16 protein-coding genes and 1 riboswitch are annotated in these 19,087 nt (G+C 37.6%); of the genes, 11 read left to right on the top strand and 5 right to left on the bottom strand.

All coding sequences use genetic code 11. The features are described from left to right. The first annotated feature begins 31 nt into the window (after positions 1-31). From gldC to AC2A07_RS12250, 6 genes are all read left to right on the top strand, one after another. Positions 32-358 (top strand): gliding motility protein GldC, encoded by a 327-nt coding sequence (gene gldC, locus AC2A07_RS12275; RefSeq protein ID WP_314498004.1) that lies wholly within the window; start codon positions 32-34, stop codon positions 356-358. A gap of 126 nt (positions 359-484) precedes the next feature. Further along, the gene (locus tag AC2A07_RS12270) at positions 485-1,624 is read left to right on the top strand and encodes a cystathionine gamma-synthase (RefSeq protein ID WP_484050657.1); all 1,140 of its coding nucleotides are present in this window, start codon (positions 485-487) and stop codon (positions 1,622-1,624) included. 201 nt (positions 1,625-1,825) lie between these two features. Next, positions 1,826-2,275: a GNAT family N-acetyltransferase gene (locus AC2A07_RS12265; RefSeq protein WP_484050656.1), complete on the top strand. Its 450-nt coding sequence runs from the start codon at positions 1,826-1,828 to the stop codon at positions 2,273-2,275. 77 nt (positions 2,276-2,352) lie between these two features. Then, positions 2,353-2,856 (top strand): DinB family protein, encoded by a 504-nt coding sequence (locus tag AC2A07_RS12260; RefSeq protein WP_484050655.1) that lies wholly within the window; start codon positions 2,353-2,355, stop codon positions 2,854-2,856. Between the two features lie 325 nt (positions 2,857-3,181). After that, positions 3,182-3,730, top strand: coding sequence for an L-threonylcarbamoyladenylate synthase (locus tag AC2A07_RS12255; RefSeq protein ID WP_484050654.1), 549 nt, complete (start codon positions 3,182-3,184; stop codon positions 3,728-3,730). Between the two features lie 299 nt (positions 3,731-4,029). Further along, complete coding sequence (locus AC2A07_RS12250; RefSeq protein WP_484050653.1) at positions 4,030-5,448, top strand: CCA tRNA nucleotidyltransferase; 1,419 nt, start codon at positions 4,030-4,032, stop codon at positions 5,446-5,448. 117 nt (positions 5,449-5,565) lie between these two features. Here the strand turns inward: AC2A07_RS12250 and AC2A07_RS12245 are convergent, their stop codons facing one another. Genes AC2A07_RS12245 through AC2A07_RS12230 form a run of 4 tightly spaced genes read right to left on the bottom strand, consistent with a single transcriptional unit; the run spans position 5,566 to position 11,084 of the window. Further along, the gene (locus AC2A07_RS12245) at positions 5,566-6,573 is read right to left on the bottom strand and encodes a T9SS type A sorting domain-containing protein (protein ID WP_484050652.1); all 1,008 of its coding nucleotides are present in this window, start codon (positions 6,571-6,573) and stop codon (positions 5,566-5,568) included. 32 nt (positions 6,574-6,605) lie between these two features. Further along, positions 6,606-7,895: a DUF5074 domain-containing protein gene (locus tag AC2A07_RS12240; protein ID WP_484050651.1), complete on the bottom strand. Its 1,290-nt coding sequence runs from the start codon at positions 7,893-7,895 to the stop codon at positions 6,606-6,608. A 23-nt stretch (positions 7,896-7,918) separates the two neighbouring features. Next, positions 7,919-9,043, bottom strand: a complete 1,125-nt coding sequence (locus AC2A07_RS12235; RefSeq protein WP_484050650.1) for a YncE family protein — start codon at positions 9,041-9,043, stop codon at positions 7,919-7,921. Positions 9,044-9,059: 16 nt separating this feature from the next. Further along, positions 9,060-11,084: a TonB-dependent receptor plug domain-containing protein gene (locus AC2A07_RS12230; RefSeq protein WP_484050649.1), complete on the bottom strand. Its 2,025-nt coding sequence runs from the start codon at positions 11,082-11,084 to the stop codon at positions 9,060-9,062. Positions 11,085-11,203: 119 nt separating this feature from the next. Continuing rightward, a riboswitch (cobalamin riboswitch) is annotated at positions 11,204-11,352 on the bottom strand. A 643-nt stretch (positions 11,353-11,995) separates the two neighbouring features. On the opposite strand from AC2A07_RS12230, the gene AC2A07_RS12225 reads away from it, so the two are divergent. Then, positions 11,996-14,884 (top strand): SusC/RagA family TonB-linked outer membrane protein, encoded by a 2,889-nt coding sequence (locus tag AC2A07_RS12225; protein WP_484050648.1) that lies wholly within the window; start codon positions 11,996-11,998, stop codon positions 14,882-14,884. An 11-nt stretch (positions 14,885-14,895) separates the two neighbouring features. Continuing rightward, complete coding sequence (locus AC2A07_RS12220; protein WP_484050647.1) at positions 14,896-16,494, top strand: RagB/SusD family nutrient uptake outer membrane protein; 1,599 nt, start codon at positions 14,896-14,898, stop codon at positions 16,492-16,494. A 54-nt stretch (positions 16,495-16,548) separates the two neighbouring features. Here AC2A07_RS12220 and cdd read toward each other — a convergent pair whose 3' ends face one another. Next, positions 16,549-17,031 carry a cytidine deaminase gene (cdd, locus tag AC2A07_RS12215; protein WP_314497982.1) on the bottom strand — a complete coding sequence of 161 codons (483 nt, stop codon included), beginning with the start codon at positions 17,029-17,031 and terminating at the stop codon, positions 16,549-16,551. Between the two features lie 106 nt (positions 17,032-17,137). Between cdd and namA the strand changes: the two genes are divergently transcribed. The 3 genes from namA to AC2A07_RS12200 are packed head-to-tail and all read left to right on the top strand — an operon-like array spanning position 17,138 to position 18,861. Beyond that, positions 17,138-18,190 (top strand): NADPH dehydrogenase NamA, encoded by a 1,053-nt coding sequence (gene namA, locus AC2A07_RS12210; RefSeq protein WP_484050646.1) that lies wholly within the window; start codon positions 17,138-17,140, stop codon positions 18,188-18,190. A 30-nt stretch (positions 18,191-18,220) separates the two neighbouring features. Then, positions 18,221-18,508: a DUF2752 domain-containing protein gene (locus tag AC2A07_RS12205; protein WP_314497976.1), complete on the top strand. Its 288-nt coding sequence runs from the start codon at positions 18,221-18,223 to the stop codon at positions 18,506-18,508. Between the two features lie 23 nt (positions 18,509-18,531). Further along, complete coding sequence (locus tag AC2A07_RS12200) at positions 18,532-18,861, top strand: CCC motif membrane protein (protein WP_314497972.1); 330 nt, start codon at positions 18,532-18,534, stop codon at positions 18,859-18,861. The last annotated feature ends 226 nt before the right edge of the window (positions 18,862-19,087 follow it).

Below are 19,087 nucleotides of genomic sequence, written 5' to 3'. Positions count from 1 at the left end.
AAAATAATAAAAAGACTAGAAAAATAGAAAAATGAGAAAGACACAGATAACGATAGATGTGGAACTGGATGAAAACCATATTCCCGAACTGATCACCTGGAATGCTGAAGATGGTGGAGTAGAAAAAGAGGAAACCAAAGCAACAATGATTTCGGTTTGGGATGATAAAACAATGGAAGCATTAAGAATTGATCTCTGGACCAAAGAAATGCCTGTAGATCAGATGAAAATGTTTATTCACCAGATTTTGGTGTCATTGGGAAGTACTTATCAGAGAGCTACAGGTGAAGATGATGTCGCTGCATGGATCGAGCAGATAGCAGAAGAATTTGCAGTAAAATCAGCTATAAAAATGTAAAAAGCCTTTGGCTTTTGGCAAGTGGCGGCTGGCTTTTTGCTGAAAGATCAAGGTAAAGTATAAATAGATTGTGGCATTGAGTTGTAAAACTAAATGCCAAAAGCAATAAGCTAAAAGCAAAATATTATGAATTTCAATACAAAAGTTATACACGGCGGGCAGCATCACGAATCTGCAACAGGTTCTGTAAACGTGCCGGTTTTTTTAACATCCACATTTGCACAGAAAAGTCCGGGAGTGCATTCCGGCTATGAATATTCAAGAGCGGCAAACCCTACAAGACAGGCTTTGGAAGATTCTTTGGCAAGCATAGAAAATGGAGCGAGAGGTTTAGCCTTCGGTTCTGGTCTGGCAGCAATTGACTGTGTTTTAAAATTATTAAACCCAGGTGATGAGGTTATTGCTGTAGATGATCTTTATGGGGGAACTTACAGAATGTTTACCAAGCTTTTTGAAAAATATCAACTGAAATTTACGTTTGTGAATTTTGATGATGCTTCTAAAATTGAGGAGGTAATTACAGACAAGACTAAACTGATCTGGATTGAAACTCCAACCAATCCACTGATGAAACTGGTTGATATTAAAGCGGTGGTAGAGATTGCAAAAGGAAAAGATATTTTAGTTGCAGTAGACAATACGTTTGCAACACCATACCTTCAGAGACCAATCGATTTGGGGGCTGATATCGTTATGCATTCAGCAACGAAATACTTAGGAGGACACTCTGATGTCATCGCAGGAGCTTTGATCGCTAAAGATGCCGAATTAGGTGAAAAACTACACTTCATCCAGTTCGCAAGCGGAGGAATATTAGGTCCTCATGATTCTTATCTGGTATTGAGAGGGATCAAAACATTGGCATTGAGAGTTCAGAGACATTCAGAAAACGGAATGGCTGTGGCAAAATATCTTGAATCCCATCCTGCAGTTGCGCAGGTCATCTATCCGGGACTGGAATCTCATCCCCAGTACGAGCTGGCAAAATCTCAGATGAAAGATTTCGGAGGAATGGTTTCCTTCACCTTTAAATCAGGAAAAAAGGAAGATGCCATTAAATTTTTAGAAAAAGTAAGAGTGTTCACTTTGGCTGAATCTTTAGGTGGAGTAGAATCTCTTGCCAATCATCCGGCGTTGATGACTCACGCTTCCATTCCCGCTGAAAAACGCGAAGAGCTTGGAATTACAGATGACCTGGTTCGGTTAAGTGTAGGAATCGAAGATGCGGAAGACCTGATCGCTGATCTGGAAAAAGCATTTTCTTAAAATAATAAACCATCAACATCCGTTTTACAGCGGATGTTTGTTTTTAATTGTACAATAATTTTAAACTGACAGTTAGCCTTGGTTTTCTTTGTTAGGCGGAACGCCTTTGTGAGCCTAAAAAAAGCAGAAAATAAAACTTAGTGAACCCTGTCTTAAAATTATCGACTTACAGATAAAAGATATTTTAAATTAAATTTTAAAATGAAAAATATAAGAAAAGCCACCCTTCAGGATTTACCTCAATTAGCTGATTTATTTGATCAGTACAGAGTTTTTTATCATAAAGATTCTGATATTCATTCAGCGGAAACTTTTTTAAAACAGAGGATTGAGAATAAAGATTCTGAAATTTTCGTTGCTGAAAGTGAAGGTGATTTAGTTGGATTTGTCCAGTTATATCCTTTATTCTCGTCCACAAGAATGAAGCGTTACTGGTTGCTGAATGATTTATTTGTCAGTGAAAATTATCGTGGGAAAGGTTTTTCGAAAGAGTTGATTGAAGAAACAAAAAAATTGGCTGTATCAACAAACTCAGCAGGAATTCTCCTCGAAACAGGAAAATCAAACGATGTCGGAAATAAATTATATCCAGGCTGCGGGTTTGAATTGTACGATGAGGTGAATTTTTACGAATGGACGAATAAATTATAGTGCATTGTAAACCGTCAATTATAAAATTTTTAAAATAATTCATTACCCATTACTCATTACCCATTAATTATATTAACATGACAGATTTTCAGAAATACATCCAGCGATATTTAGATTTGATTCCATCTGAAAATTGGCTTGAGGAATTAAAAAAAGTCGGTGAGAAAACCGTTTCCCTATACTCTTATCTGACCGAAGAACAGTCTGAATTCGCCTACGCAGAAGGCAAATGGACACTGAAAGAGGTACTTCTCCATCTATCGGACACCGAAAGAGTTTTCCAGTATCGTATTTTAGCTTTTGCAAGAGGTGAAAAATCTGAATTGCCGGGCTTTGATGAAGAAGGTTACGCCGCAAGTTCTTATGCCAATGAAAGGAGCTTAGATTCTTTACTGGAAGAATACCAACTCATAAGAAAATCTTCTCATATCTTAGCAGAAACAATCAATCCGGCGGTTTTAAATAATATCGGAACAGCCAATGGAAACCAAATTGCAGTTGAAACGATCTGTAAATTGATTGTTGGGCATAATATTCATCATCTGAATGTGATAGAAGAAAGATATTTGCCGGAATTGTAATGGATTTCAAACTTCAACAAATTTTAACAATCAAAAGATTTTGACTTTTATTCTCAACGATTATCAGGATAAGCAGACCTCAGCCCGTTTCTATATTAAATGTTCAGTCGGCTTTAGCTGAAAAACATATTCTGAGCAGAACGTTTTATTATCATTGATAACGTTAAGTAGGTTTTGGCTGAAGTCAGAAGAATGCTTAATTTTGAAAGCTGGTTAAAGCTGCCTCTACTGATGTAAATTTAGAAGTTTTATCATTAACAGAAATAGGCTTCATTCAGTTTCTCTAAAATAAAATCATCCGTCAGCCTGAGCAAAAAATAGTACAATGGAAAACATCATCAACATATTAAAAAGCGGTGGTACCATCCTTTATCCGACAGATACCATCTGGGGCATCGGGTGTGATGCTACCAACGTCGAAGCTATTAACAAAATTTTCGATATCAAGAAACGTGAGAAAAACAAATCAATGATCATTTTGGTAGAAACCGAAAAGAGATTGCAGGATTTGGTAGACGTACCGGAGATGGCTTGGGAAATTATGGATTTAAGCGAAAAGCCGGTTACGTTAGTTTATCAGAATCCCAAAGGTTTACCCGCAGAACTGTTAGCTGAAGACGGAAGCATCGGAATCCGTCTTGTAAAAAACGATTTCTGTAAAAAACTGATCACAAAACTGAATAAGCCGCTGGTTTCTACATCGGCCAATTTCAGTGGAGATAAGAGTCCGCTGAAGTTTTCGGATATTTCAAAAGAAATAATTGATCTCGTTGATTTTGCGGTTGAAGAAGACCGGGAAAAAGTCTCGCAATATACAGGTTCATCGGTTATCAAAATCTGGAGTGACAACAGAATTAAAATTTTGAGAGAGTAAAAAGCTTCGAATATATCGAAGGTTTTCAGACTTTTGTGTTCTTCGGTACAGGTACATTTATTTTAAAACTTATATCATTCCCGGACCAGGAATATGATACAGTTTACGAAATATGTATCCTTAATCAAAAATAAAATGACTCATAGGTTAAAATTATTTTGTCTCTTTTGCGGTAAAGGAAATTACTTTTACGGTAAATATTTATCTTTGCAAAATTACTGATAAATGAAGGGACAGGATTCTAACCCATATTTATCACCCCGCATCAATCATTCAACATCCAGCATCTAAAAAAAAAAATGTTCATCAATCTCAATCAAAATCAAAATTTAAAACTTTTCAAAATCATTTCTGAAGTTGCTGCTGCAAATAACCAGTCCGTGTATATTGTCGGTGGTTTTGTGCGTGATCTTATCATGAAAAGAAAAGCATCTACCGATATTGATTTTGTAACCGAGCAGAGTGGAATTGAGCTTGCGCAAAATGTAGGAAAGGAAATCGATCCTAAAATGAAAGTTTCCGTTTTCAAAACGTACGGGACGGCAATGATCAGATACAAAGACCTTGAGCTGGAGTTTGTAGGTGCCAGAAAAGAGAGTTACACAGAAGACAGTCGTAAACCTGAAGTCGAGGGCGGAACCATAGAAGATGATCAGAAAAGGAGAGATTTTACCGTCAATGCAATGGCTATTTCTCTCAATAAAGATAATTTCGGTGAATTGATTGATCCGTTCAACGGAATCGGTGATCTTGAAAATGGAATCCTGAAAACACCACTGGAACCTGCACAGACTTATTCTGATGATCCTCTGAGAATGATGAGAGCCGTACGTTTCGCCTCGACGTTACATTTTACGATTGAAGAAAACTCTTTACAAGCCATAAGGCAGGAAGCAGAGAGAATCAGGATCGTCTCGATGGAAAGGATCATGGTCGAGTTTAACAAAATCATGCTCTCTGAAAAACCTTCTGTAGGATTGCAATTAATGGAAGAAACAGGTTTGATGAAACTGATTGTTCCCGAACTGATTGATCTGAAAGGAGTAGAAGAGGTCGAAGGGCAAACCCATAAAGATAACTTCTATCATACTTTGGAAGTCGTTGACAATATCTCTGAAAATACAGATAACCTCTGGCTTCGCTGGGCAGCTCTGCTGCACGATATAGGAAAAGCACCGACCAAGAAATTCGTAGAGGGAACAGGCTGGACGTTTCATGGTCACGAGTTTTTAGGCTCAAAAATGACAAAAACACTTTTCCAAAAGCTGAAATTGCCACTGAATGCTGATATGAAATATGTTCAGAAAATGGTGAAACTTTCATCACGTCCGATCGCACTTATCACTGATGATGCTTCTGATTCTGCTTTGAGAAGACTTTTATTTGATGCCGGCGAAGATATGGAAGATCTGTTTACCTTATGTAAAGCAGATATTACCACCAAAAACTCAAGAAAACAGGAAAAATTTAAAAAGAATTTCCAGTACGTTGCCAATAAGATCAAAGAAGTTGAGGAGAAGGACCAGGTGAGAAATTTTCAGCCACCCATTTCGGGGGAAGAAATAATGACCATGTTTAATCTAAAGCCGGGCAGAGAAATCGGAATTCTGAAGGAAAAAGTAAAAGAAGCAATTTTGGAAGGGGATATCGCCAATGACAGCGAAGAAGCCAGAAATTTTGTAATTGCAGAAGCTGAAAAACTGGGTCTAACAATATAACCAATAGCTTAATTTTTTAGAATTGAAAAATCCGTTTAAAAGATGAAGACCTCTATAAAAATAAAAACCTCTTTCAGAATTACATGAAAGAGGTTTTATTGTTTCAGGCTGAATTTATTATTTGGATATAATAAGTTTCAGGCTTTGTTTGCTTTCATCATTACCGATCAGGATGATATAATTTCCGTTGGGTAAATCTGATACATTCAGTGTTTTATTAACTGTTCTTCCCTGTTTTACAAGTGATCCGCTGATGCTGTATATTTTGATTTCAACATCTTTGTCCGTATTGATTTTAATAAAATCTGATGCAGGATTCGGGTATAGACTGATTTGGTTTTCGGTCCTGTGATTTTCTGCAGTGGATAAGACATTAAATTCATTAATTACACCGACTGCATCCAGATCGAATCCTGAAGAACCGGCTGGGGTTGGGAACGGATCAATGGCAATATTACCGAAACTGTCATAGGTTCTGTACGCCTGAAGGTTTGTTCCCACAACATCGATTATTTTTACATGGGTAATTTTTGTTTTGTCTAAAAGCGGGTTATCCGGAAGGTCACTGAGGTCAAAAGGAGTTCCGAAACCTGCAGTGTATTTTCCTGCAAAATTATTCAGATACCTGGCATCCATCGTTGCAAAACCTGAACCTCCGACATCAGTGGTGTTCTGGATATAATCAGAAGGATATTCATTATGAGCAGGAAAGCGGAAGAAATTAACACCATCTGAACTCACTTCTACAAAAGCCAATTCCAGAAATGCTTTACCGGACTGACTTGACATGAATCCGTTTTCAAATATGGCAAAGTCATAACCACTTCCGTTGGTAATTGCTTTTGCAAAGGTAAGCGTAGCTGTACCACCGTCGCCCAGACTTACAACAGATCCGTTGGAAGCTCCGGTTGCAAAAGCATCAGTACCGACATTGGCAAGTGCTCCGGAAGTTCCGTTAATTTGCTGTGGTCCCCGTACTATAGTTACACCTGTAGCCCATGATTTAAAAAGAGTACTGTTAGCAGGTATCGCTGTAGAACCTGCAGTTCCTGCCTGCGGTGCATAACTCTGAGCCATCAGAAAGTTTGCAGAAAGAAATGCAGCAGCGATAAGTATATTTTTCATTTTAATTGATTTAAATTGAATTCTGCATCAAACTACTTAATGATGAATTTTTCTGTTTTCTGAATATTCTTATTAGAAATTTGAATAATATAGGCTCCTTTATTCAATTCTGATATTACGATTCCATTTTGATAAACACCTGATTTCACAATTCTACCCGTAAGGTCAATGATTTTATATTGAGATGCATCTGCATTTTTGATATATAGAATATCTGATACCGGATTAGGATAAATTGAAATGGAATTGTTACGCTGAGTTTCTGTCGTTGAAAGACTTGAAGCAGTATATACATTTTTGTAAACATTGTTGATGCCTACTGTTGTGGTAAATGTATTCAGCAGAGTTCCTGTCTGACTGTAAACTTTGAGCGTCGAAGCCGGGCCGAAATTATTGGCATTTCCCTGATAAACTTTTCCGTCAATCGTCGCAAAACCATAGAAATCACCATTGGTTGTGCTCGCAGTCGTGGTAAAAGCAGGAGTGCTGCTGAAGGTGGCCAAATCTGTATTTAGAGAATAAACAGCAGTGCCTCCTGCAATGAAAAGTTTTGTGCCGTCTGAACTGAATTTCAGTGCATCATACTGTGATGGCGGTACAATAGAAGTATTTGCTATACTTGCTGTCACCGTATCTGTAGCCGTACTGATTTTATAAACGGTAGATCCTGCAGTTCCTGTACACAATGCAAAAATATCGTTTCCAACTACCGTGATAGACTGCAATCCGTTGCTTAAAGTAATGGTGCTGATCACTGTATTGGTCGTGGGATTAATGACATCAATACTGTTTCCTGCCCGGTAAGAAGATTTATTCACATATACTTTTCCGTTCACGGTAACGATTTCTTCAGGATTCTCGCTTAATGGAATACTGGTAATATACGCAAATGTCGTTGCATCGTGTACCGTAACAAATTGTGTTGTGTTACCGTAATCACCCCAGTTGCTGGTGAAAATTTTTCCGTTGGCAACCGTTGAATATCTTGGGAACACAATGTTGCTTGTAATTACGGCAGATTTTACAAAACTTGCTCTGCTGGCTACGACAACTTTGTTTGAGTTATTTAAAACTAAATAAGATTTATCTCCGTTAAAATAAACAGACTGCAGGACATCTCCCAGCGCTTCACCATTATTTGCCAGACTGTAAACATTATTGGTAATATTATTGTTGGCGTCAATGTAAGAAATTTCCCCTGTCGGAGAACCGAAATTTCCTTCATTCGCTACGATGTAACCATTAGAATACTGCGCAGATACAAGGGTAACACCTGCAAGGGCAAAACTTAGTTTTAAAAACTTAAAGTAAAAATGTTTCATTTTTTTTGAATTATTTTGTTTGATTATTTATATAAAAAAGTAAGATGTCCGGGGATGTCGCCGGTTTTGGCTTTCCATTTTAATTTGCCGAATTTATTGTAGCAGAACAGCTCACCGGAGGATACATAATCTTTCGCATCAGTGATGAAAATATCACTGTTTGCCGGATTTACAGCGATACCGTAAGGAATGACAATATTATTTTGTGTTCCGTCTGTGATAAAATCAGAGCTGATCTGAGCTAAAGTATCCGTATTGATAATTCCATAACTGCTCGAAGCACCTCCGGACGTCCATTCGTAACTGATATAGTATAACCTGTTTTCTACAATTGAAAAATCACTTACAGAAATATTGAATTCTTTGATTACCTGATCAGTCTGAGGATTTAAAACATATGTTTTAGGAGTAATACTGCCAAAGTTTCCACGTGAGGTAACCCAAAGTTTTCCGGTGTCGTCTTTTTTAATTTTACTTAAATTAATCGCAACCGGAATTTTTTTAATTTCAGTAAAAGTATTCAGATCAATGACAGAAACAGTATTGTCATAATCCGGAGAACTGTATCCGCCCGAATTGGCGACATATAATTTATCTCCTACCACTTCCAGTTCATCGGGCTGCTTTCCTACATATACGGTGCCTTCAATCTGAAGCGTATTTACATTGACCTTTACCACATATCCGGCTTGTGAAGCTCCTATAGCTGTTCCATAAGACGTTACATAAGCGTAATCGTTATGAAAATTGATATAACGGCAGTTTTTTACGGGAATTTCGCCGATATGTTTTGCCGTTTTGGCATCCATCACCTCAACATAATTTGAAAGGTTGATGACAGCATACAGTTGATTTCTGTAGACCTTAATGTCATTACCTACATCTCCAAGGCTGTTGACTACTGTAGGATTTTGTGCATTGTAATAATTTTCAGTATAGGTTCCTGTAGTATAGTCAAAAAAATCGATTGAAGCTTTATTGCTTCCCATATTTCCTTCATTCAATACATATAATCCTTTGATATCGATATCCTCCGGTTCCTGTACTCCCGAAGTATTTGCACCAAAGTTGACATAATCGTAATCTTCTCTACAGGAATGAACTGTAAGAAGTAAAAAGAAAACAATAAACAGATATGCTTTTTTCATTTTTGAAATCTTTCTGTTAAAAATTGATTCTCAGGTTCACCCTGTAATTTCTTCCCGGCATGGGGAAATTCTGAATAATACTGTAATTCTGATCCAGCAGATTGTTGACTTCCAGTCCTAATCTGAATTTCCACTTGTTCATTTTAAATTCCCTTGTTCCGGAGATATCACTCGTATACCAGGGCTGCTCAAAATTTCTGTTGATGTTTTCAGACATATGATAGCGTTTCCCTACGTAGATAAAACTGTAATTCAGCTGCCAGTCCTTATAGGTAAGTCCCAGTAATGCACTCCCGTTATTTTTTGCAGTGTATGGAATCTGATTTCTGTAATAAGAAGTAATTTTGGTTTGAGTGACATCCAGAGCCTCGTTGAAAGTGTAGGTAAAGCGGCTGCTTAAGAGAAGGTTTTCAGCAATGAGCCAGATAGCCTGTGCAGAAATATCAATTCCTTTGATTTCCACTTCACCAAGATTGATCATCGTCCATCGGAATTGCTGTCCTTTGGGATAAGCTATAATTTTATCCTGCACTTTATTGTAATAGGCGTCGGCAATCAGATTGATATTTTGTAAAACTCCTGAACGGAAATCTTTATTAAAAGTAAATCCGACATCATATTGGTTGGTGAATTCCGGTTTTAATTGTGAACTTCCCACATCTGTGTAATACAGGTCATTGAACGTCGGCATCCTGAAAATTCTTTTATAAAATCCATGAACCTTAAATTCTGCAGAAAATGGCTGGTAGGAAGCAAATACAGCGGGTGTAAATTCAGAACGGTTTTGAGGTGTCGAAAACAGGGTGTTTTCTATCTTTTCCTGTACGAAAGTTCCCAAAACACTTCCCTGTAATTTAAATTTTTTAAAATCAAATTGTGTTGCCAGTGCGACAAGCTCCGTATTTCTTTCAGGGTAGGCAAATTGTCTTAAATTCGCATCTAAGGTATTATATTGGTAATCCGCCGAAAGGTTGATTTTCCAGAATTTGTAAGGCGTATACTGATGGGCTGTTGATATGTAAATCTCTTTCTGTTTATACGTATTGTCAATTAAGAGAGGCGTACTTTCCGGGTTATCATTGAAATAATGGGTGTAATCATCAGCAAACTTAGAATTGATCTGGAATTTATATTTCGGAGAAAATTCTTTCTCAAAGCTTCCCTGTACAAAAAAGTTTTTATCCCACTGCCTGCTAGAGAAAATAGTATTATTTTTAGTGACGGCTCCGGGTATCCCTCTTTCAGAATCGTAATAGAACGTCTTCAGTTTCCAGGTTCCGTTATTGATTTTTCCAAAAACACCTGCTTCAGCACGCAAGGCTTCAACATCTCCATTGGTTCTTGTTCCATAACGCTCCCATCCGAGGCTTCCGTCAGGTAGGGCAACTCTCTGATGAAATTTGTATTCACCGTTTCCTGTAAGATATTCTGTACTTAAGGCAAGGCTGATGTTACTGCTTATTTTTTGCTCTACCAGTATAGAAGGATTCACAACTCCGAAAGATCCTGAGCGATAGTTAAGGTTAACATTTGTTTTTTTTGAATCTGTGAATACCGGGGTTCTGCTTTGAAGATAAATTGATCCGGAAGAGCCAAAATCTTTTGCAGACTGAAAAATTTCACTTTTCTGACCATTGTACAGAGATATTGATTCCAGGTTATCTAAAGAGAATCTTCCCAGATCTACCGTTCCGTTCTGTGCATTTCCCATCGGTATGCCATCATAAAATACCCCGACATGCTGTGACCCCATTGCACGGATATTGACGGTTTTCATACCGCCGATCCCTCCATAGTCTTTGATCTGAACGCCTGCAAAATAGCGTACAGCATCTGCTACAGATGTGCTGTTTAATTTTTCAAGTTCGGCACCGGTAAGCTTTTGTGATGAAATTACGCCGATTTCCTGCCGTTTCGTATTTAGAATAATGTCCTGTATCATTCTTGTATGAATGGTATCATTTTCTATCTTCTGTGAAAAAACAGAAACAGGGGCAGCCAGTAAAAATAACAGCGCAGCAGAGTAAAAATGCTTATTCATTCAATTCTAATAAAAGCTCTAAAAATGGCTTTGTGAATGATATAAATAGAAGGAATTAACCTATAATTGTTCAGAACAAATAGATTTTTAAACCGACTACGCCTCACTCCACGAAAGCTTCATCTATGATTAATTTAAAAGGTGTCTGACTTGTCAATGTTTTATTATAGGTTAAACATCACTTACAGTAGCGGGTCTGCTTTGGATTTTCACCAAATTCCCTTTTTAAATCAGTGCAAATTTAAGTTTTTAATTCATAAGAGGCAATGAGATATTGTTAATTTTCAGATTGTTTTTTTACAGATACCGTAACTGTTCAGTTTTGTTATGGAAATTTTGTTGCTGTAAATTAATTAGAAATGTAAATTTTAAAGGCAGGAGACAGTATCTTAAAAATTAATAGCGATTAATAAGTGCTTTAAGTGCTTGAATAATTTCAGATGTTGCAGGTATTATCAATATGGGTAAATCAATTTAAAATAGTTATTAATCATCAGAGATAAAAACCTGTTATCTCTGATGACAGAATTTTGATCCGCTTAATTAAAAAACATCCCGGCTAACGGTTTAATATAATTTTGGAAACCATTTTAAAGACAATCCCAGTTTTATAAACGCAGGATGAAATTTATTAATTGTCAAAACAATTTTCTGAATAACAATTTATCTGAAACTAATAAAATTTTATAATATACATTACTATATAAATAATCAAAATATAATGAAATTTATTAAAAAATAAAGAAGTGATTAATATTAACAAAAATGTGATTTTGTTGCAGTTTTATTTTAATGAAAATCAGATAATTGTGTAATTTTTTAATAAATATTACTGTTTTACGTTAATTTGGATTGTTGTTTTAATAAAAAATTAACATATTTGTGATAGATAAATATTAAAATTTATTAACATGAATGTGAAAATTAAAATTTTAACTGTAGGAGTTGTATTCTTTACCGGTTCATCTGTATTTGCACAGGATTCAATCAAAACAAAGCAGATTGATGAAGTCGTAATGGTAGGATATGGTAAACAGAAGCGCAGCCAGCTTACAAGTTCGATCAGTAAAGTAGACGGGGATGATATCAAAGGATTGGTTACTCCAAGTTTTGAAAGTCAGTTGGCGGGAAGGTCTTCCGGAGTACAGGTTACGACGCAGTCAGGTATTGTGGGAGCTGCACCAAGAGTAGTGATCAGGGGGATATCCTCAATTAATTCAGGTACCCGGCCACTTTACATTGTTGACGGAATGCCGATCAATTCCGGAGATCTCGGGGGATATGCAGATGCCAATGCTTTAGGAGATATCAATCCCAATGATATAGAATCCTTTGAAATCCTGAAGGATGGTGCGGCAACAGCCATCTATGGTTCACGGGCAGCTAATGGTGTTGTATTGATTACTACCAAAAAAGGGAAAAAAGGTGCTGCTAAGGTAAGTTTTAACATTGTTAACGGATATGCTTTTCCTTTTAAAACCTTTAATCTTCTTCAGACGCCTGAATTTTTGACCATCTCCAATGAGAAGAGAAGTAATGCAGGTCTGGGCGATTGGGCTTCCGGAAACAGCTACAATACCAATTGGCAAAGGGAAGTTCTTAACAGAGGCGCAGCACAGTCTGATGCTGGCTTATCAGTAAGTGGAGGCAGTGATAAAACAAAATATTACTTTTCATTAGGATATTCTGAACAGGAAGGGATTGCAAAAAGTAATCAGATGAAAAGATATTCTGTGAAATCGAGTTTAGATCACAAATTCAATTCGTGGTTATCAGTCGGTGGGAATATTGCCATCACTAAAACAGATTATTCCGGTCTCAATACCGGAGGAAGCAGTATATCGGGGAATATGTTCAGTGCTGTAAAACAGTTACCCAATACCCCTGTATTTGATGCTGATAACCCAACCGGTTACAACATAAATCTTGCAAACGGATTCATGGGGCAATGGGATAATCTCCAGCCGGTAGGTGAAAATCTTTCAAATATTTCCTACATTCTTGCGAATAATAAGTATCAGTCGAATATTATGAGATCACTTCTCAATCTATATGTAGATGCCAATATTGCAAAAGGCCTTAATTACCGATTTCAGACCAATGTAGATAATGCGGATACTAACGGGCTTCTTTACTGGGATGCGCTGCATGGTGACGGGCGAGGTACCAATGGAAGAATACAAAGTAATAATACCAAATTACTGAGATGGAATATTCAGAATATTCTGTCATATAACAAAACTGTGGCAGATGCTCATAATTTTGCTTTTACAGGAGTTGTAGAATATCAGAAAGATAGTAATAAAAGTTTTTTCGGTGTCGGGACTGATTTATTAGACCGGTTTTTTAACCAGGCTCTGGTGACTGACTCTTACGGAACACAGCAGTCCGGCGGAAGCGCCACGGAGGCAGGCCTTATTTCATACGTTGCCAGACTGTCTTATAATTATAAGCAGAGATATTTCCTTCAGGGATCCATCAGAAGAGACGGGATATCGAAATTAAGTCCCAATACAAGATGGGCAAACTTTACCGGGTATTCTGCGGGGTGGAATATCTCAAATGAAAGTTTTTTTGAAAGAATCAAAAATACAGTCAGTGAATTGAAATTCAGAGGGTCATATTCTGAAACAGGAAATACGGAGATTGGCAGTTATCCTTACATGGGGCTTACCTCTGCCTCCAAATATGGTGCTCTCAACGGCATTGCTTTTACCCAGTTCGGCAACGAGAGACTGGAATGGGAAACCAGTAAAAAAATAGATGCAGGAATAGATATTTCTTTCTTCAGAAATAAATTGAAATTCATATTCGACTATTTCCAGAATGATATCGACGGACTGATCATGAATGCTCCTGTACCCGCATCTTTAGGTATTCCGGATAATTCAATCAGAAGGAATGTCGGAAGCATGACCAATAAAGGATACGAATTCAGTGTAGAATACCAGGCTGTTCAGAAAGATAACTTCTCGTGGAACTTAGGAGCGAATCTTACACTGCAGCAGAATAAAGTAACCAGAACTTCAGGAAATGCAGACCTCATCGGAGGGTCTTCAAATGATTCATCCATTGCACCTTATATCATTATCAGAGAAGGATATTCTATAAATTCTATATTCGGATTTGATTATTGGGGGGTTAATAAAGCCAACGGATTTCCTGTTTATGTAAAAGCAGACGGAACATTGATTCAGGGAAATCCTGCCAACAGCAGCTATTCTGTCTTTAATCCGGATAATCCTGATGATACTTCAGTATCTGCTTCCCTGACTTTGGCAGATAAAAAAATAATAGGAAATACGGTTCCGAAATATTTCGGAGGATTTAATTCTAAAATCAATTATAAAAACCTGGATCTGGGCTTTCTCTTTAGGTTCAGTGGCGGAAATAAAGTCTTCAATGCAACAAGAAGAGATTTGATGACGATGAATTTAAATAACAACAGTGCTGAAATATTAGGAAGATGGCAGAGCACTTCTAATCCGGGAGACGGGCAGACTCCACTGTTATATGCAGGCGCAAATACCATGATTAATCAGTCGAGTAATGCGACAACCCGATTTGTGGAAAAAGCTGATTTTATAAGTTTGGATAACCTTACATTAGGATATACATTACCTAAATCCTTAACTGATAAAGTCAATGTTTCATCCTTCAGGATTTTTGTACAGGGACAGAATTTATTTATGATTACAAAATATAAAGGTCTGAATCCGGAAATGGAAAGATCGGGAGTTGATTTGAACGGAACTCCTAGAGCTACCGTGTATTCTGTAGGTTTAAATCTTAATCTTTAAAATTTGATGCAATGAAAAAATATATAAAATTAATCACTATTATAGCAGTCGGTTTTTCCTTAAACAGCTGTACAGATGATAATTTATTAGATCTGACTCCGATCAATAATATTCCGGTTGAGGAAGCCTATTCAACACCGGCACTTATAGAAAGTTCCATGAATGGTGTGTATAATGCCGCAGCGTTGGGTCAATATAATTCGACCAGTTCAAACGGAGGAAGAGGGTACATATGGGGTGCGGCTTTTATACCGCAGGGTGATACAAGAGGTGAAGATGTGGTTAACACACAGGCATTTTTTCTCTTTACCTATACCAATACCTATGATACAGGCACAGCCAACAATACCTATTATTGGGTAGACGGGTACAGGTTGATCAACAGATGTAATCTATTGATTGAAGGAGTTACCGATGCTGTATCAAAAGGAATTGTGAGTCAGTCTGTCGCAGATAACTATATTGGGCAGGCTAAGTTTCTGAGAGCCATTACCCATTTTGAAATGCTGATGTATTTTGCAAGGCCTTATCAGTTTACGGCCGATGCATCGCATCCCGGAATTCCTTACCGGGAAGTTGGTATCAATACTGCGGCCGAAATAGAATCTGAATTGCTTAAAGGCAGAAATACCGTTGCGGAATGTTATGATAAAATCATCAGGGATTTAGATGATGCAGAAACAACAATCACGAATACTGCTAAATTTAAAGCAACGAAGAATGCAGCAGTCGCTTTTAAGACCAGAGTGTACCTGCACAAAAGAGACTGGCAGAATGTAATTACTGAAGGAAATAAGCTTAACGGGGCATTCACGCTCACCGCATCGCCCGAAGACCCTTTTGTCGTTAAACAGAATTTCAGTAATACTGAATCTATTTTTTCTGTACAGCAGGATGCTGCCAATAACCCGGGTCCTAACGGAGCGATCTCTTCTCTTTATTCTGCGAGGTTACTGGTGTGCATCAGTCCTATTATATGGAGAGATCCGCAATGGCTTGTAGATGATAAAAGAAGAACAGATAATTCTGCATTGGATAATGCTGCGCTTCGTGGAACAGGACTTGTTTTCACAAGCGGAGGAAGAAAATTCACCAACAAATATAAAGCGATCAGGGATAATGCAGGGGGAGATCCTATCAATACTGATGCAGCCCCTGTCATCAGGTATGCTGAGGTGGTACTGAATATGGCAGAAGCGTATGCAAGAACCAACGATCTTCAGAATGCCCTGATCAATCTGAACAGAGTAAGAAACAGGTCACTGGCAGATCCTGCAGCACAGGCCTACACCTCGGCAACACTTTCATCACAAAATACCCTTGTCAATGCGATCCTTAAAGAAAGAAGGATAGAGTTCCTGATGGAAGGAAGACGATGGAGTGATATTCACCGGCTGCAGGGAGATGATATAGCACCGATAAACGGTATCCCGGCAAAAGTAGCAGCAGGAAATCCTCCGGCTTCTGCATTTGTTCTCGGAACGGCTTACGACGGGCCTTACGGTGTCGCAGCTGTGCCTGCGTCAGATTACAGATTTCTCTGGCCGATACCGCAAATGGAAACGGCGAGCAATCCGACACTGGCAGAACAGCAGAATCCAGGATGGTAATAGTAGCAGATAAAAAAATCAGGAAGAATTTCTTTCCTGATTTTTTTGAATATTCTATAAAAATGTAGCATCAAAATAGAAAGGAAGCAAATCTTTAATAGACTTTACTTTGAAAACTTCTTCATTCAGGTTTGAAAAATAAACATCAATGTTTTCATTCTGTTTCGTTTCATATTCCATCATGCTCTGCCGGCATGCCCCACACGGTGGAATAGGCGGCGTCTTTTCTGAAAACTCTTTAGGTCCTCCTATGATGAATATTTTTTTGATTTTTTCATTGGGGAAATTGGCACCAATCCAGAACAGTGCGGTCCTTTCTGCGCAGAGCCCTGAAGGATAAGCCGCATTTTCCTGATTATTTCCGGTATAGATCTCTCCATTTTCCAATAGTACAGAACACCCGACCAGAAAAGCGGAATAAGGTGCGTAAGCATTTTCGCGCGCCTGTTTTGCTTTCCCGAAAAGCTCTTTTTCTGTTGCATTCAGTTCAGTGATGCTTTTGAAATGCTCGTAATTGATTGTAATATCTTTTTTCATTATCGCTCCGTAAAAGGGCGGTAAATGTACCCCTTTTTATGAAAGCTGGCAATATCTTTGTTACGTTACTAAATTTGTAATTTTAAAACTTTAAAAATCAAATTGAATGTTATATACTCCAATAAAATTTAGAAATGTAGAACTGAAAAACCGTTGGGTAATGTCGCCTATGTGCATGTACTCATGCGAGAACGGATTAGCCAACGATTTTCATTATGTACATTATGGAAGCCGCGCTCAGGGAGGAACGGGTTTGATTATAATTGAAGCGGCCGGAGTGGAGCCAAGAGGAAGGATTACCAATAAATGCATGGGAATCTGGAATGAGGATCAGGCTGCTGAACTTCAGAAGATTGTGGAATTTGTTCATGAAAATTCAGATTCCAAAATAGGAATTCAGATCGCTCACGCAGGAAGAAAGGGTTCGACATGGGAAAATAAACAGATTTCTGTAGAAGAAGGCTGGGAAACCATTGCGCCAAGCCCAATTCCTTATCATCCGTCAGAGAGGATTCCTCACGAATTGTCGGTAGAGGAAATTAAAGATCTGGTTCAGAATTTCAGAGATGCAGCAGAAAGATCCGTCAAAGCAGGTTTTGATGTCATTGAAATACATGCGGCACACGGATACCTGGTTCATCAGTTTCTGTCACCTCTTTCCAATGTGAGAACAGATGAGTATGGCGGAAGTTTTGAAAACAGAATACGCTTTTTACTGGAGATCGTGGATGCTGTCAATCAGGAGCTCAATGAAAATACGGCTCTGTTTGTAAGAATTTCAGGAACTGAATATGCAGAAAATGGATGGGATGTTAATGACAGTGTAAGGTTATCCGAAATTCTTAAAAATCATTCGGTTGATCTGGTTGACGTTTCAAGTGGAGGGAATATTCATGGAGCAAAAATTTCTGTTTTTGACGGATATCAGGTTCCATTTTCCTCCCAGGTTAAAAATGAGGCTGAGGTACACACAGGAGCGGTAGGCTTAATTACTTCAGCCGGACAGGCAGAAGAGATCCTGCAAAAGGGAGAGGCTGACCTGATTTTTGTGGCAAGGGCGATTTTAAGAAATCCGTATATAGCCGTACAGGGATCTTTTGAAATGCAGGAAGATAATTTTTTCCCTCATCAGTACCTCAGAGCAAAAATTTCTTCCTAATTTTAGCACAATCAAAATCAAAAAGTAAATATGAAGATTGAAGACTTTATGCTTCCATGTCCCAGTAAAAAATTCTTAGGAATAGAATGTTTCGGCTGCGGTACTCAAAGAGCAATTCTACTGGTTTTTGAAGGGAAGTTCAGTGAGGCATTTCATATGTTTCCTGCCGTATATACTTTACTCTTGTTTTTTGGTTTTGTAGTGGTCAATTTTATTGACAAAAAAAGAAATTATGGGCAGGTTCTGATATTTCTTGCAATTATTAACTCACTAATCATGGTATTTTCTTACTTTTATAAACATTTTTTCATCACATAAACTAAACATTAAAAAATTAAATTATGAATCAACAAAAATTACCAAATGCTACAGCGGTTTTAGTATTAGGAATTGTATCAATCGTTGCATGTTGCTGCTATGGAATTCCAGGCCTGATTGCCGGAATTATCGGTCTTGTACTTTACAAAAAAGACAATGCGCTTTATCAGCAGAACCCAACCCTTTATTCTGATTATAACAATTTGAATACAGGTAAAATTCTCAGTATTATCGGTATTGTTTTAAGCATACTTTATATCCTTTATTTGATCTTTGCTATCGCATTCATCGGATTTGATGCACTTTCTGATCCAGAATTGATGCAGGAAAGAATAAGAGATCTTCAAAATTAAGGAAAGTCACCTATTGACTTAGAAACCGCAGTAATGCGGTTTTTTTTATGTCCTGTAATGTAAATTTGGGAACGGCTAATAATCGTTATTGCAATTAATCCCTCAGGACAAAGAATATTTTGAATGTGTAATAAATATTTTGAAAAATTAAGAATTAACAGTCGTAATTAATTATAAATAGTAGAATTACGACATAAAATCGTAGAATTACGACAATTTTCAAAAA

It is taken from the genome of Chryseobacterium sp. HNCC26DJ238 (assembly GCF_057180465.1).
This window is presented reverse-complemented; position numbering and strand designations above follow the sequence as displayed.

Coding starts and splice junctions, on each gene's coding strand:
- gldC (WP_314498004.1), top strand. CDS start 32: ATGAGAAAGACACAGATAACGATAGATGTGGAACTGGATGAAAACCAT.
- AC2A07_RS12270 (WP_484050657.1), top strand. CDS start 485: ATGAATTTCAATACAAAAGTTATACACGGCGGGCAGCATCACGAATCT.
- AC2A07_RS12265 (WP_484050656.1), top strand. CDS start 1,826: ATGAAAAATATAAGAAAAGCCACCCTTCAGGATTTACCTCAATTAGCT.
- AC2A07_RS12260 (WP_484050655.1), top strand. CDS start 2,353: ATGACAGATTTTCAGAAATACATCCAGCGATATTTAGATTTGATTCCA.
- AC2A07_RS12255 (WP_484050654.1), top strand. CDS start 3,182: ATGGAAAACATCATCAACATATTAAAAAGCGGTGGTACCATCCTTTAT.
- AC2A07_RS12250 (WP_484050653.1), top strand. CDS start 4,030: ATGTTCATCAATCTCAATCAAAATCAAAATTTAAAACTTTTCAAAATC.
- AC2A07_RS12245 (WP_484050652.1), bottom strand. CDS start 6,573: ATGAAAAATATACTTATCGCTGCTGCATTTCTTTCTGCAAACTTTCTG.
- AC2A07_RS12240 (WP_484050651.1), bottom strand. CDS start 7,895: ATGAAACATTTTTACTTTAAGTTTTTAAAACTAAGTTTTGCCCTTGCA.
- AC2A07_RS12235 (WP_484050650.1), bottom strand. CDS start 9,043: ATGAAAAAAGCATATCTGTTTATTGTTTTCTTTTTACTTCTTACAGTT.
- AC2A07_RS12230 (WP_484050649.1), bottom strand. CDS start 11,084: ATGAATAAGCATTTTTACTCTGCTGCGCTGTTATTTTTACTGGCTGCC.
- AC2A07_RS12225 (WP_484050648.1), top strand. CDS start 11,996: ATGAATGTGAAAATTAAAATTTTAACTGTAGGAGTTGTATTCTTTACC.
- AC2A07_RS12220 (WP_484050647.1), top strand. CDS start 14,896: ATGAAAAAATATATAAAATTAATCACTATTATAGCAGTCGGTTTTTCC.
- cdd (WP_314497982.1), bottom strand. CDS start 17,031: ATGAAAAAAGATATTACAATCAATTACGAGCATTTCAAAAGCATCACT.
- namA (WP_484050646.1), top strand. CDS start 17,138: ATGTTATATACTCCAATAAAATTTAGAAATGTAGAACTGAAAAACCGT.
- AC2A07_RS12205 (WP_314497976.1), top strand. CDS start 18,221: ATGAAGATTGAAGACTTTATGCTTCCATGTCCCAGTAAAAAATTCTTA.
- AC2A07_RS12200 (WP_314497972.1), top strand. CDS start 18,532: ATGAATCAACAAAAATTACCAAATGCTACAGCGGTTTTAGTATTAGGA.